At 71.6% G+C, this 12,031-nt stretch carries 16 protein-coding genes and 1 pseudogene; 9 read left to right on the top strand and 8 right to left on the bottom strand.

Annotated features, from left to right (window positions below):
• Window positions 1-198: 198 nt before the first annotated feature.
• The 3 genes from ACF9IK_RS31420 (at window position 199) to ACF9IK_RS31410 (ending at window position 2,907) form a co-directional block, all read left to right on the top strand.
• Window positions 199-765 (top strand): TetR/AcrR family transcriptional regulator, encoded by a 567-nt coding sequence (locus ACF9IK_RS31420; protein WP_395297453.1) that lies wholly within the window; start codon window positions 199-201, stop codon window positions 763-765.
• Window positions 766-998: 233 nt separating this feature from the next.
• Window positions 999-1,442: an SRPBCC family protein gene (locus ACF9IK_RS31415; protein WP_395297452.1), complete on the top strand. Its 444-nt coding sequence runs from the start codon at window positions 999-1,001 to the stop codon at window positions 1,440-1,442.
• A gap of 103 nt (window positions 1,443-1,545) precedes the next feature.
• Complete coding sequence (locus ACF9IK_RS31410; protein WP_395297451.1) at window positions 1,546-2,907, top strand: carotenoid oxygenase family protein; 1,362 nt, start codon at window positions 1,546-1,548, stop codon at window positions 2,905-2,907.
• Window positions 2,908-3,057: 150 nt separating this feature from the next.
• Here ACF9IK_RS31410 and ACF9IK_RS31405 read toward each other — a convergent pair whose 3' ends face one another.
• Window positions 3,058-3,672 (bottom strand): TetR family transcriptional regulator, encoded by a 615-nt coding sequence (locus ACF9IK_RS31405; protein ID WP_395298727.1) that lies wholly within the window; start codon window positions 3,670-3,672, stop codon window positions 3,058-3,060.
• Window positions 3,673-3,836: 164 nt separating this feature from the next.
• On the opposite strand from ACF9IK_RS31405, the pseudogene ACF9IK_RS31400 reads away from it, so the two are divergent.
• Together ACF9IK_RS31400 and ACF9IK_RS31395 are read left to right on the top strand one after the other, a co-directional pair.
• Window positions 3,837-4,019: pseudogene (locus ACF9IK_RS31400) on the top strand (hypothetical protein); the annotation flags it as partial.
• A gap of 98 nt (window positions 4,020-4,117) precedes the next feature.
• Entirely contained in the window at window positions 4,118-4,750 is a 633-nt protein-coding gene (locus ACF9IK_RS31395; protein ID WP_395297450.1) for a hypothetical protein, read from the top strand.
• Here ACF9IK_RS31395 and ACF9IK_RS31390 read toward each other — a convergent pair.
• The gene (locus tag ACF9IK_RS31390) at window positions 4,747-6,033 is read right to left on the bottom strand and encodes an MFS transporter (protein WP_395297449.1); all 1,287 of its coding nucleotides are present in this window, start codon (window positions 6,031-6,033) and stop codon (window positions 4,747-4,749) included. The genes ACF9IK_RS31395 and ACF9IK_RS31390 overlap by 4 nt on opposite strands.
• Window positions 6,030-6,572, bottom strand: coding sequence for an ArsR/SmtB family transcription factor (locus tag ACF9IK_RS31385; RefSeq protein ID WP_395297448.1), 543 nt, complete (start codon window positions 6,570-6,572; stop codon window positions 6,030-6,032). Before ACF9IK_RS31385 ends, ACF9IK_RS31390 begins: the two co-directional genes overlap by 4 nt.
• A gap of 335 nt (window positions 6,573-6,907) precedes the next feature.
• On the opposite strand from ACF9IK_RS31385, the gene ACF9IK_RS31380 reads away from it, so the two are divergent.
• On the top strand, window positions 6,908-7,378 hold the full coding sequence (locus ACF9IK_RS31380) for a hypothetical protein (protein WP_395297447.1): 471 nt from the start codon (window positions 6,908-6,910) through the stop codon (window positions 7,376-7,378).
• 293 nt (window positions 7,379-7,671) lie between these two features.
• Here ACF9IK_RS31380 and ACF9IK_RS31375 read toward each other — a convergent pair whose 3' ends face one another.
• Together ACF9IK_RS31375 and ACF9IK_RS31370 are read right to left on the bottom strand one after the other, a co-directional pair.
• Window positions 7,672-8,103: a hypothetical protein gene (locus tag ACF9IK_RS31375; protein WP_395297446.1), complete on the bottom strand. Its 432-nt coding sequence runs from the start codon at window positions 8,101-8,103 to the stop codon at window positions 7,672-7,674.
• Window positions 8,104-8,349: 246 nt separating this feature from the next.
• Complete coding sequence (locus ACF9IK_RS31370; protein WP_395297445.1) at window positions 8,350-8,532, bottom strand: hypothetical protein; 183 nt, start codon at window positions 8,530-8,532, stop codon at window positions 8,350-8,352.
• Window positions 8,533-8,839: 307 nt separating this feature from the next.
• Here ACF9IK_RS31370 and ACF9IK_RS31365 point away from each other — a divergent pair, with 307 nt between their 5' ends.
• Window positions 8,840-9,766, top strand: coding sequence for a hypothetical protein (locus ACF9IK_RS31365; protein ID WP_395297444.1), 927 nt, complete (start codon window positions 8,840-8,842; stop codon window positions 9,764-9,766).
• A gap of 50 nt (window positions 9,767-9,816) precedes the next feature.
• On the opposite strand, the gene ACF9IK_RS31360 is transcribed toward ACF9IK_RS31365, so the two are convergent.
• The 3 genes from ACF9IK_RS31360 to ACF9IK_RS31350 all read right to left on the bottom strand — a co-directional run bounded on the left by ACF9IK_RS31360 (window position 9,817) and on the right by ACF9IK_RS31350 (window position 10,881).
• Window positions 9,817-10,305, bottom strand: coding sequence for an NUDIX domain-containing protein (locus ACF9IK_RS31360; RefSeq protein ID WP_395297443.1), 489 nt, complete (start codon window positions 10,303-10,305; stop codon window positions 9,817-9,819).
• A gap of 130 nt (window positions 10,306-10,435) precedes the next feature.
• Window positions 10,436-10,675 (bottom strand): hypothetical protein, encoded by a 240-nt coding sequence (locus ACF9IK_RS31355; protein WP_395297442.1) that lies wholly within the window; start codon window positions 10,673-10,675, stop codon window positions 10,436-10,438.
• Complete coding sequence (locus tag ACF9IK_RS31350) at window positions 10,675-10,881, bottom strand: hypothetical protein (RefSeq protein ID WP_395297441.1); 207 nt, start codon at window positions 10,879-10,881, stop codon at window positions 10,675-10,677. The genes ACF9IK_RS31355 and ACF9IK_RS31350 overlap by 1 nt, the downstream gene beginning before the upstream one ends.
• A gap of 114 nt (window positions 10,882-10,995) precedes the next feature.
• Between ACF9IK_RS31350 and ACF9IK_RS31345 the strand changes: the two genes are divergently transcribed.
• Both ACF9IK_RS31345 and ACF9IK_RS31340 read left to right on the top strand, forming a co-directional pair.
• The gene (locus ACF9IK_RS31345; protein ID WP_395297440.1) at window positions 10,996-11,832 is read left to right on the top strand and encodes a helix-turn-helix domain-containing protein; all 837 of its coding nucleotides are present in this window, start codon (window positions 10,996-10,998) and stop codon (window positions 11,830-11,832) included.
• Window positions 11,822-12,028, top strand: a complete 207-nt coding sequence (locus tag ACF9IK_RS31340) for a DUF397 domain-containing protein (protein WP_395297439.1) — start codon at window positions 11,822-11,824, stop codon at window positions 12,026-12,028. Before ACF9IK_RS31345 ends, ACF9IK_RS31340 begins: the two co-directional genes overlap by 11 nt.
• Window positions 12,029-12,031: the final 3 nt, after the last annotated feature.

Here is a 12,031-nt window from a genome sequence, read left to right as displayed (position 1 = left end):
GTGCCCTGTCGGTGGGAGGGAGCTGCGCGCTCGGCGAGGCGGCGGGCCCCCGTATGGCCGCCGCAGTGCGGATCATGCTAGGGAGCCGGATCGGCGAGCGTCAATGGTCTGGACCAGCTAACCGCCGGGCGGCCGCCGGACCGTCGGCGGAACTGACGGAGGGTTGACTCGGGCAGATGTGAGTGATTGAGTACTCACATGAAGAACGAACGCCCCCGCCAGCTGTCCACGGCCGAGGAGCGCCGGGAGACGGTGCTCCGCACCGCGATCGGAGCCTTCGCCTCGCGGGGGTACTTCGGCACCACGACCACCGAGGTCGGCAAGGCCGCCGGCATCTCGCAGGCCTACGTCTACCGCCTCTTCCCGAACAAGGAGTCCCTGTTCGTCGCCGTCGTCGAACACTGCTTCACCCAGGTCCGGGGCAGCCTGGAGGAGGGCGCGGCGCAGGCCGCGAGCAGCGCACCGGAGGCCGTCCTGCACGCCATGGGGGACGCCTACGCCAAGCTGATCAGCGACAACGACCTGATGCTCGTCCAGCTGCACGCCCAGGCGGCGGCAGTCTCCGAGCCGGCGATCCGGGACGCCGTCCGGGCGGGCTACGCCCGCACGGTCGAGTACGTCCGCGGCGCCTCCGGGGGCGACGAACGGCAGATCCAGGAGTTCTTCGCCACCGGCATGCTCTGCCATCTGCTGGTGTCGATGGGCGCCGAGGAGGTCGACGCACCCTGGACGCGCACCCTGTCGGCCGGGATCACGCACTACTGACCCACCGCAACACCGGGCTCCGAGCCCCACAGCCACACCCCGCACGGCGGGGCGGCGGCCCGCACTCCCCCGGCGGGCCGCTGCCCCGCCCACCTTTTGACCATAAGAGTGAGTGGTCAACCACACATTCAACTCCGGGCGGTCGCACCCGTACGGAAATCGGTACGAACAGCGCTTTACGGCCCGGCGCCGCACTCGTCCGCCCGCCCATTCCCCTCGAAGGAGAGCCCGCCATGACCGTCCACACCATCGACGAGAACGCCCCCGCCATCGCCCGCGTGACCACCACCGTCCACGCGCCGCTCGCCGTCGTCTGGTCCCTGCACACCGACGTCGACTCCTGGGCCGCCTGGCTCCCGGACGTCGACCGGGCCCGCCTGGACGGCCCGCTCGCCCCCGGCGCCTCCTTCCGGTGGCTGACCCACGGACTGGACATCACCTCCACCGTCCTGGAGCTCGTCCCCGGCCGACGGATCGTCTGGGGCGGCCCCGCCAACGGCATCGACGGCGTCCACGTCTGGACGTTCGAGGAGACGGACGGCGCGGTGACCGTCCACACCGAGGAGTCCTGGGCCGGAGCGCCGGTCGAGGCGCAGCCGGCCGAGCTGGAGGCCGCGCTGCGGGCGTCTCTGGAGGCCTGGCTCGACCACCTCAAGGCCGAGGCCGAGCGCCGCTGACCCCACCGAGGGCTGTTGTCCTGAACCCCCCACCCCCCCGCACGCACCCGCGCACCGCCGACGATCTCGCCCCGAGCCCGAACCGACCACCGAGGACTGCGCCATGACCGCCACCGCCAAGCCGTACCTGACCGGCCACTACACCCCCGTGGCCGACGAGCTCACCGCCACCGGGCTCACCGTCGAGGGCACCCTGCCGCCCGAGCTGACCGGTCGGCTCGTCCGCAACAGCCACAACCCCAAGCCCGGCATCACCCCCACCCACTGGTTCAAGGGCAGCGGCATGGTGCACGGCATCCGACTCCGCGACGGCCGCGCCGAGTGGTACCGCAACCGCTGGGTGCACACCCCCGCCCTCGACGGCGCCCCCTACCTGACCGAGCACGGCCCCGACCTCACCGCCTCCACCGCCGGCACCCACGTCATCGAGCACGCCGGCCGCCTGCTCGCCCTCTGCGAGGCGAACCTGCCGTTCGAGCTCACCCGGGAGCTGGACACGGTCGGCGCCTTCGACTGGAACGGCCGCCTCACCTCGGCCATGACCGCCCACCCCAAGGAGGACCCGGCCACCTGCGAACTGCACTTCTTCGCCTCGTCACCGCTCCCGCCCTACCTCATCCACCACGTCTCCTCCCCCGACGGCACCGTGCTCACCAGCCAGGAGGTCCCCGGCGCCAGCGCCGCGCTGAAGCACGACTTCGCCGTCACCGAGAACCACGTGGTCTTCCTGGAAGGCTCGGTCACCTTCGACCCGTCCGAGCACTCGGGCATCCCCTACGCCTGGGACGACGCGCAGACCGCACGGATCGGCGTCATGCCGCGCGGCGCCGACGGCGCGGCGAAGATCCGCTGGTTCCCGCTCCTGCCCGGCTACGCCATGCACCTGGCCAACGCCTACGAGGACGGCGCCGGCCGGATCGTCGTCGAGGGTCCGAGCGTCGGGCGGGACGGCTGGCAGCGCTCCTGGAACTGGTGGGTCGGCGCGCCCGACCGCGGCGCCGAGCCCAACTCCGGCTCGCGCAGCCGCCGATGGACGGTCGACCTGGCCGCGGGCACCGTTCGGGAGGAGCAGACCGACGACCTGACCGTCGAGTTCCCGACCATCAACGACGCCTTCACCGGCCGCGAGCACCGCTACCAGTACGCGCTCTCCTTCCCGGACGACCGCGGTGTCGGCAACCACACCCTGGTCAAGTACGACCGCCGCACCGGCACCCGGCAGCTGCTGCCGGTGGGCACCGGGCAGTTGCCCAGCGAGGCCGTGTTCGTCCCGGCCGCGGGCGCCACCGACGAGGACGCCGGCTACCTGCTCACCGTCGTCAGCGACCTCAACCTGAACGCCTCGAAGCTGCTGGTACTCGACGCCTCCGACCTCTCCGTCCCGCCCGTCGCCACCGTCCACCTGCCGCGCCGCGTGCCGGCGATGATCCACGGCTCGTGGATCGCGGACGCCGACCTCGCCTGATCGCCCGCCCTGCACCGGCGCCCTCGCGAGCACATCGACACCGCCCCCTGCGACACCGCCCCCTGCGACACCGAGCCCGCCTTCGGCCCTGCCGCCGAGGCGGGCTCGGCGCATCGGCGGGTTCCGGCGCGCCCGTCCGGCGCCGGCACGTCAGGAAGCCGGCCCGGCCACCGCGTCCAGCGCCGGGGCGAGCACCGCGAAGGCCTCTTCCAGCAGGGCGGCCGGATCCTCGGCCCCGTCGCTCCCGCTCCACCGGCGCAGCACCGCGTCGAAGGCGGACAGCGCCATCCCGGCCGCGAGCGGCGGATACATCGCGGTGACCGGGTCGAGCCCGAGGCGGTGCGCCAGCTCGGCGGCCAGTTCGTCGCGCCACTGCGCCTGCCGCTCCAGGAAGCGGGCCAACAGGGCGGGCGTCCCGAGGATCAACTGCACCACCCGCAGGGCGCGTTCGGACGCCCCGCCGCGCTCCGCCCGGTCCGCGCAGGCCGCGACGGAGATCCAGACGGCGTTCCGCAGCGCGAGCGAGGGCCGCTCCCCGGCCGGGCGGGCCGCCAGCTCCGTCCGCATCACGGGGCCGAGGTCGGCCAACACCTGGACGACCACGTCCTCCTTGGAGGCGAAGTACCGGAAGAAGGTCCGCTTGGAGACGCCGGCGACGGCCGCGATCTCCTCGATGGTGACGGCGTCGAACCCCTTCTGCGCCAGCAGTTGCAGGGCCGCCGCGGCCAACTCGTCGGCGACGAGCCGGCGCTTGCGCTCGGCCATGGTCACGGTCGGTTCGGGGCGGGAGGTCACCTGGCTCACCGCGCCATGGTAGCGCGATGCCCCGAGCGGCATTCGGAGGCATGTTGACACCAAGTGCCATCCTCGTCAGCATGTGACTTATGACTGAGCCTCAGAAATGCACCGCCGAGCACATCCTCGTGCGGAGCGGCGAGTTCATCGGCCCGGACGGCGCGGGCGAGCTGCGCGGCGCCCCGACCCGGGTGGAGCTCGCGCCCGCCGCCACCGATGCCGACACCGGGCGCCGCCTCTGGGACCTCTCGGAGCGCCTGACCGGGGTGGAGTACGGGCTCCCGGCGGTCGACCCGGCAGGCGCAGTCGGCGGCTGAGCCGCGACACGCAAGGGCCGCCGGGAACCGCCTCCCCGCCCGGGAGCATCGGGGTAGCCGGAAGGGTACGGGGGTACCGTTCGGCACGGGGAGGCGCGATGTCCGGGGAATCGACGGTGTTCTGGCGCGGGCTCACGCTGGTGGCGGCGCTGATCGGCGCCGCCTCCGGCGCGCTGTTCTTCTGGTCCTGGGGCTCGCCCCTGGCCGTCCTGCCCGTCCTCCCGCTCTGGATCACGGGTGCCGCCGGCCTCGCCGTCGCGGTGGCCGCCTCCCTCGGCATCCGGGACGGCGACGGCACGCCGATGGCCACCGTCGGCACGGCGCTGCTCACCCTGACGCTCTGGATCGGCGCGGCCACCGCCGACCTCTCCGTCACCGGCATCCGCGACTGGGTCCGCACCCCGCAGGCGATCACCGCCACCCTCACCGAGTGCCGGCTCGACGGCTCCTTCCACGGGCCCGACACCCTCGGCTCCGAGCACCACAGCTGCGTCCACCACTGGACCTTCCGCGGCGAGCCGCGCAGCGAGCGCCGCGGGGTCGCCGACAGCCGACCCGACGGCCACCGGCAGGAGATGTGGATGAGCCCCAGCACCGGCGAGATCGCCGACCACCCGCTGCTCGCCCTGGTCGGCTACTCGGCGGCCACCCTGGCCGCCGGCGCGATCGTCGCCGCCGGCGGCTGGTCCCGCCTCCGGACGGAGGCGCGCCGCCTGCGCCGGGCCCGCTAGAGGGAACCCTGCCCGACGGGCTCCCGGGATTCCGGGCGAGCCGGATCGCCGGCCGGAGCGGCGGCACACAGCGCCGCCTCGACCCGGCGGTTGCTGGTCATGGTCGCCGTGACGGCGGTCATGGCGAGGAGGAGGCCGGCGGCGGTGTAGAGCGGGGTACGCACGCCGTAGGCGGTGGCCAGCCAGCCGCCGAGGAAGGCGCCGAAGGGTGCGGCGCACATGCCGAGCATGCGGGAGGTGGAGGCGACCCTGCCCATCAGGCGGGCGGGGACGATCGCCTGCCGGAGGGAGGGGCCGAGCACCGTCGTGGCGCCCATGGCCGCACCGCAGACGGCGAGCGCGAGGCCGGCGACGTACGGATCCGGGGCGACGGCGAGGCCCAGGATGGCGAGCCCCTCGACTGCGGCCGTGCAGGTGAGCGCGGCGCCGGTGCCGAGTCGTCGGCCGAGGAAGGAGGCGATGCCCGCGCCCAGCAGGCCGCCGGCGGCCTCCGCCGTGAGAAGCAGGCCGAAGCCGAGGGTGCCGGTGCCGAGCCGGTCGCGCGCGAAGAGGGCGAGAACGGTCTCCACCGCGCAGAAGGCGATGTTCCCGACCGCCGGACGCAGCGCGAGCCCGAGCAGCAAGCGGTCCCGGAACACGTACGAGGCACCGGCCCGTGCCTGCCGCAGCAGTGACTCACGGGCCTGCGGCACGGGCCGGGGAACGGCGGGCAGCGACCGTACGAGCAGCGCGGAGAGCGCGAACGACACCGCGTCGGCGAGCAGTGGGACCGACCGCCCGAGCGCGAGCAGCGCACTGCCCGCGGGCGGCCCCGCGAAGCCGGACGCGGCGGTCTGGGCGCCGCGCAGGCGGGAGTTGGCGCGCTCCAGGATCGCGGGGTCACGGCCGAGCAGATCCGGCAGGTAGGCCGTGGCGGCCGTGTCGAAGAACAGTCCACCGAGGCCGAGCAGGAAGGCGACGGCCGCGAGCAGGGGAATGCTCAGCACGTCGAGCGCGGCTGCCGCCGCCGGCATCGCGAGCAGCACCGCACGCGCCGCATCCGCGATCCACATCGTGCGCCGACGGTCCCAGCGGTCCACCAGCGCGCCGCCGAGCACCCCGAAGAGCAGCCACGGCAGCGTTCCGGCGGCCGTGACGACGGCGAGTGCCATCGGATCCCGCGTCAACGTCAACGCGAGCAGCGGCAGCGCGGCATGAGTCACCCCGTCACCGAGCGAGGACACCGTCTGCGCGGTCCACAGCCGTCCGAACCCGGTGGGCAGCTTCCGAACGTCCGAGGTCACTCGGCACCTCCTTCGGTCTGCTCGCGCCATGCCGGGTGGAACAGTGCGAAGACGAGCGACGCGTCCGGCAGCGCCGGATCGGACAGCTCCCGGTACTCGTCCGCCAGCGCCTGCAGCCGCGCCCCCAGCTCGGCGAACTGCTCCTCGGTGAGCCGCAGATGCGCCATCCGCACGTGCCGCTCGCCGTCCAGCGGCGCTGCCTCCAGGTCGGCCATCGCGTGCCGCATCAGCACGTCCGGCTCTCCCTCGCCCCGGTCCGGCAGCACGATCGACCGCGCGGCCATCGCGTAGTACCGCTCGGTGACCCCCCGGACCTTCCGCGTTCGTACCACCTTTACCAGGCCGGCTCGTTCGAGCAGCCGCACATGGTAGCTGGAACTCCCCTTCGCGAGGCCCACGCGCTCGGCGATCTGCGTGATCGTCGCGGGCTCGAAGCGGAGCACGGCCATGATCCGGTGGCGCGTGAGATTGGAGACGGCGCGCAGCTGCTCGTCGGTGGTGACGTGGAACGACGTCCCGGGAAGATCATCGGTAGGCATGCTCCAATGGTCAACACTTCTTGACCATTCGGCAAGGGGTTTCCTCCGCACTTCCGGAACCGAACCGACCCTCCGACACGTGAGGCCTCAACTGCCGCGCGGCGACACGCCCCGACCCCCCACCCTCACACCCGCGCCAGCCGTGGCAGTGCACCGCGACCAGGACGATGTCGGGCGCCGCGCCGACGGCGCCCTGCACGGTGGCGGGGAGAGCGAGCGCGAGCGTGAAGTGCGTGATCCCTTCCCGGGGAATGCACCCCTGGTGAGTCGACCGTTCCCCCGGGCCCCACGAGCAGCGGCGCGCATCGTCACACCGTGCTGGCAAGGTGGACGTCATGGACGACTTCATTGACATATCGTCAGCGCAGCACCGGATCAGAGAACCCGATGACCCGAAGGGCCTGGAGGACGAGGACGACGAGGAGGACGAGGAGGAGTGGGATGATGACGAGCTGCCGGTCGGCGCGCCGCGCGAGCCCCTCTTCCTGCACCTTCCGCGGTACATGCAGGTCTGGTCCTACCGGGCCACACAACAGAGGCTCCTGTTCCGCACTCGCTGGCGGGAGCGCGGCAGCACCATCACCGAGGCCGAGTTCGCCGGCGTGTTGGGCATGAAGACCCGATCGCACTACCACGGACTGACGATCCAGGAGGTGGAGGCCGACCCGGAGATCGACCAGCTGCTCGGCTCCACGGGGAAGCTGCACCCGGCCTACCGAAGGCTCCACCTCCTCAGCAATGGCGAGCCCGCCGGATTCGTCGTGTGCCGGAACGTCCTGGTTCGCGAACTGCAGACCGGCAACTGAGCCTCCCCCTGCGGGCGGGCCGCCGACCGCCCGTTCGCTGCCGCCCGGGTAGGACGCGCGCCGGGCGCGTCCTACCCGGCGACCACGGCCCTGAGCCACCTGAACGGCCTCGCGCCCCCGGGGGTCAACGGCCACCTGCCCGACCAACCGGCCGCCCCGGACGGGTTCTTCGAGGAGGCAACGGGAACGCCACACCCGTGCGGTCGTCCCGCGCCGGTTGACCGGGTCGCCTACCAGGTCGCATCCTCTCGACCGCCCTCACCCGGTTGCGCGGACGACCGAAGAGGCAGGCCCTACTCCCGGAACTGGAACAGCCAGGCCTGCGCCTGGTCGTACGCCTCCAGCGGGCGCAGCGCGGTGCGCTGCGGGAAGATGTCCAGCACGCTCAGGTCCAGCGCCAGTTCGCGGCCCTCCACCGGGCCGCCCGGGACGACGATGTGGAACGCGAACCGCTGGGCCGCCTGGCGCAGCTCCCATTCGAAGGGCTCGACCGTACCGCGGGCCTGCTGGTTCACCTCCGCCGGGCCGTCCAGCCCGATGTAGCTGTCGTGCCGGAGGTTCTTGATGACGACGTTCCCGTTGGCGACGCCACTCACCTCCCAGTCCTGCTCCCCGGGTTCGCCGGTCGGGGCCAGCAGGACCACGAACTCCTTGGCGGCCTGGAGGGTGAGCAACTGCTCATCGGGCTTGGCGATCGCGTAGACGCCATCGTGCACAGGGGTCACTGCCGGCTCCACTTCAGTGGTGAGAGCTGAGGTCGGGGGTGGTACCGCGGGCGGCACCGCCCGCCGACGAAGTGGGTCGATTCAAGCCAAGCAAATGATGCGTGTACAGACCACCCGCCGCCGAGCCACCCCAACGGGTGGGCGGCTGCGAACACCCAGACGAATGACGAACACCCGGACGAGGTGGCCCTGGCCGGATGGACGGCACGGCCGATGCGACCACCCACCCGGAACCCACGGCGTCGGCTACCCGTAGGTGGGCCGCTGCGGCCAGCCGTCCAGGGAGCCCCCCAGTCCTCCTGCCTGCCGTACGGGGTGAGGTCGAGGACGCTGCTGCGGAAGACCAGCCGGTCCACCCCGCTCGGCCTTGAGCAGCTCGTCGCGGGCGAGCTGCCACTCCTCCGCCGAGACGATCGCAGGTTTCTCCATGCGGGGATTGTGACGCGGGGGACTGACAGTCGGGGCGCCGCGGCCCGCCTGTCCCGGCCGCGGCGCCAGTGACAGAGGAAGTCAGTTGGTGCAGAAGGGGATTGAGCCACCCGCACCCGGGCGGGTACGGGATCGTCACGACCGTGTCCGGGGCATTGTCGGCGCACGGAGCGACGGCCATGCTGGCCCCACGAACCGGCTGTCGATGTGGGGTGGGGGAACCATGGAAAGCGCGGTGCTGGCGGCGTGGGTCACGGCGGTGCTCACCGGTCTTGCCAACGGGGTGGCAGGAGCGACGACTACCGCTGTGGCAGCCCAGGTAGGCCGTGTCGCACGCGAGCGGCTCGGCTTGGACGAGGACGGCCGACAGGCGCTGGAAAGGCTCGACGGCGATCCGGCCGCGCCCGGGACCGCCGACGACCTGCGGGCCCGGCTCCTGCTGCTGATAGAGGGCGACCCGGACTTCGCCGACCGGATCCGGCAGGCCGCCGGCCTGCCGGCTGCACCACCGGCGAGCAACAGCATCAACATCGGCGGCAACGTCCGCAACGGCGTGATCACCATCGGCCCGGTGACGATCCGCAAGAGCCCCGGCGTCGTGGCCGTCGCCGCGCTCGCGGCGGTGATCGTGCTGTCGTTCGCCCTCAACGGGGTGGTCCACACGGTGGAGGGCGACGACAGCCCCTGGTCCTCTGGCGGCAGCCGGAACAGAGTGGCCGCGGTGACCGACCCGACGCTGGCGAAGGGCATTGCCCCGGACCTGCGGTCCATGCCGTCCGGGTGGAACCTGGAGAGCTCGCCGGAACTGGACGGGTGCACCGAGGATTGCCAAGGGCGGCTGGCCAACGGCGAGGTGAAGGCCGCCGACTCCGCAGGCGCCACCAGGATCTCGTTCCAGTACGCGACCTTCGACGGCGCCGAGACCGCCGAGGCCGGGTACGGCAAGGTTGTCGACGGTGCGCAGCGGACCGTCGACAACAACCTGGCCCCCATGTCGCTCGGTACGGTGGGCGACGCCAGCTCCGCCTTCTCCGGGCGCACCTACACCGGCTCGGAATACCAGTACACGGCCGTCGTGTACCTGCGCGTGGGTACCGTCATCGGCCGGGTCTCGTACGACGGCGGCTACAAGAAGGTCGACGACGGCAAACTGCTCGCCTTCGCCCGCCTGCTCGCCGATCGAGCCCAGCAGGCCCAGAACGGCGAGCAGCCGTCGGCGAGTGCCGTGCCGTAGCGGACGCCTCCTGAGCGGGGGTTTCCGTGCCGATCGGCGAACACCTTCGCTCAGGCCGAGCGCTGCCCGTGGGTGAGGAGCGGGAGGGAACGGCCGACGTTGGCGAGGGCCTGCTGGACGCGGGCGTTCTGGGCCAGGCTCATCAGGGTGCCCAGGTGGGCGGGGTCGGCGAAGCGCGCACCCAGCAGGTTGCTGTGGTGCTGCGGCGGAACGGCGAGTCGTTGCGCGGCCGGACCGGTGATGACGCCCGCGTCGAAGACGAGGTTGAGGCGTTCGAGGTACCGGTCGGCGGGCGAGAAGTCGACGGCGAGCAGGTGCGTCATCCGGCGGACGATGCCGGTCTGGGCCTGGAGGTGTCGGGAGGCGGCGAGGTGCGGCGGCTCGTTGGTGTCGGCCGCACCGCCGGGGAGGATCAGGCCGTCCAGGAAGTCGGGGTCGACGACGAGGACGTGCCCGGCCTGGTCGCGCAGGAGCGCGAGGCAGCCGAGCCGGCAGACGGGCGGCTTGGCGAGGAGTCGGGGGTCACGGACGGTGCGCACGGTCGTGCTCTCTTTCGGTGGTGGGGGGTGGCGGCCTTGGAGGCGAGACGACGGAGCCCGCCGATGAGCGCGGCGGCGAAGAGCAACCACCAGAGCAGGCGCCCGGCGAGGTCGAAGGCGTGGGTGGAGCTCATGCCTGCTGCTCGAAGCGGAGACCCTTGCGGAGGAGGTCCGCGATGCGGGCGATGCGGTCGGGCGGTGCGCAGCCGAGGTCGATCAGATAGGAGCCGGTCAACCGGCCGTAGCTCCAGTCGATTTCGGCGTCCGGAAGGTCGGCTCCGGCGAGGGCGAGGACGGCGAGGAGGTCTTCGAGCGCGTACGCGGCAGCACGGCGCCGCTCCTCGGTGACGCGGGTGAGGACGGATCCCATCAGACGCTCCTGCGGTGGCATTCGAAGGCCCGCCAGGCCGAGGCGGCGGCCGAGAGGAGCGAGAAGCCGGCCAACTCCCCGCCCGGCCCCCGCAACCACTCCCCCGTGATCTCGTTCCGCACCCGGTAGAGCCGGGCAGTGTGGTCCCAGCGCACCCCGTACCCGTGGAGTCCGGGCGATGGCTGGATGCGAGCAGGCGGCGTCATGGACACCCTCCGGAGTCGGGTTTGCACGTTCTGTGCATCCATGCTTGCGCAGCGAACCCACACCGGGGAAGAATCTGAACTCGCCACTTGGGATCGGTTCAGTTGAGGAGCGCCGTGAACCGCAAGGACCTTGACCCCACGTCATCTCCCTATGCGGCCCTTGGGGTGCAGCTTCGCAGGTCGCGAGAGGCGCGCGGGCTGACCCAGACCGGTCTGGGCTCGGAGATGCGGTACTCCGGTGCATACATCTCCAGCGTCGAGCGCGGAGTACGGCCACCGAGCCGGAAGTTCGTGGAGCTCGCAGACAAGCTGCTTGCAACCGGCGGCACGCTTGCTCTGATGCTTGATCAGCTCGACCACAGCATCCTGATAGAGGGCTTCCCCGAGTACGCGGAGAAGGAGGCCGAGGCAGTCCACATTCGACTCTTCGAGATCGGCGTCATCTCAGGTCTCCTACAGACCGCCGAGTATGCGGCGGCCTACGAATCGGCTCCCGTACAGCGCGGCACTGCCACCCAACAGCAGGCGGACGAGCGAATCAGGTTCCTTCTTGTACGGCAAGCCCTCTTGGAACGTCCCTCACCGCCCCTCGTTCACGCGGTAATCGACGAGTGGAGCCTGCGTCGGCCGATCGGCGGCCCTGCGGTGATGGCTGCCCAGCTCCGGCATCTGGAACTGCTCACTAGCAAGCCCCACATGACCATCCAGGTGGCACCGATTCGCCTCGGCGAACATCGTCCGTTCGCCCATCCGGTAACCCTCCTCACCATGCCCAACCGGACCATGCTCGGGTATACGGAGAGTCATCAACGTGGCTTTCTGGAACGAGATCCTGAAACCGTAGCCAGCTGGGCCAGGGACTACGATCGGCTACAGGTTGAAGCGCTGCCACTGGCCGCGTCCCTTGAGCTGATCCGCATAGTGCGAAAGGAGTTTGAAAGTGCATGCTGACCTATCCGCCGCTCGCTGGCGCAAGAGTACGTTCAGTGGCCAAGGCGGCCAGTGCGTCGAGGTCGCCGATGGCTTCACCGATGTCGTCCCTGTCCGAGACTCCAAGGACCCCCACGGGCCGGCCCTCATCTTCCCCTCTGCCGCCTGGCAGTCATTCGTCGATGCCGTCCGCGCCGGGGGCTTCGACACGATCTGATCA

This window comes from Kitasatospora hibisci, from assembly GCF_043950205.1.
Lineage (GTDB): Bacteria > Actinomycetota > Actinomycetes > Streptomycetales > Streptomycetaceae > Kitasatospora > Kitasatospora hibisci.
The sequence above is the reverse complement of the archived record's forward strand: the minus strand, read 5'-3'. Positions and strand labels throughout refer to the sequence as shown.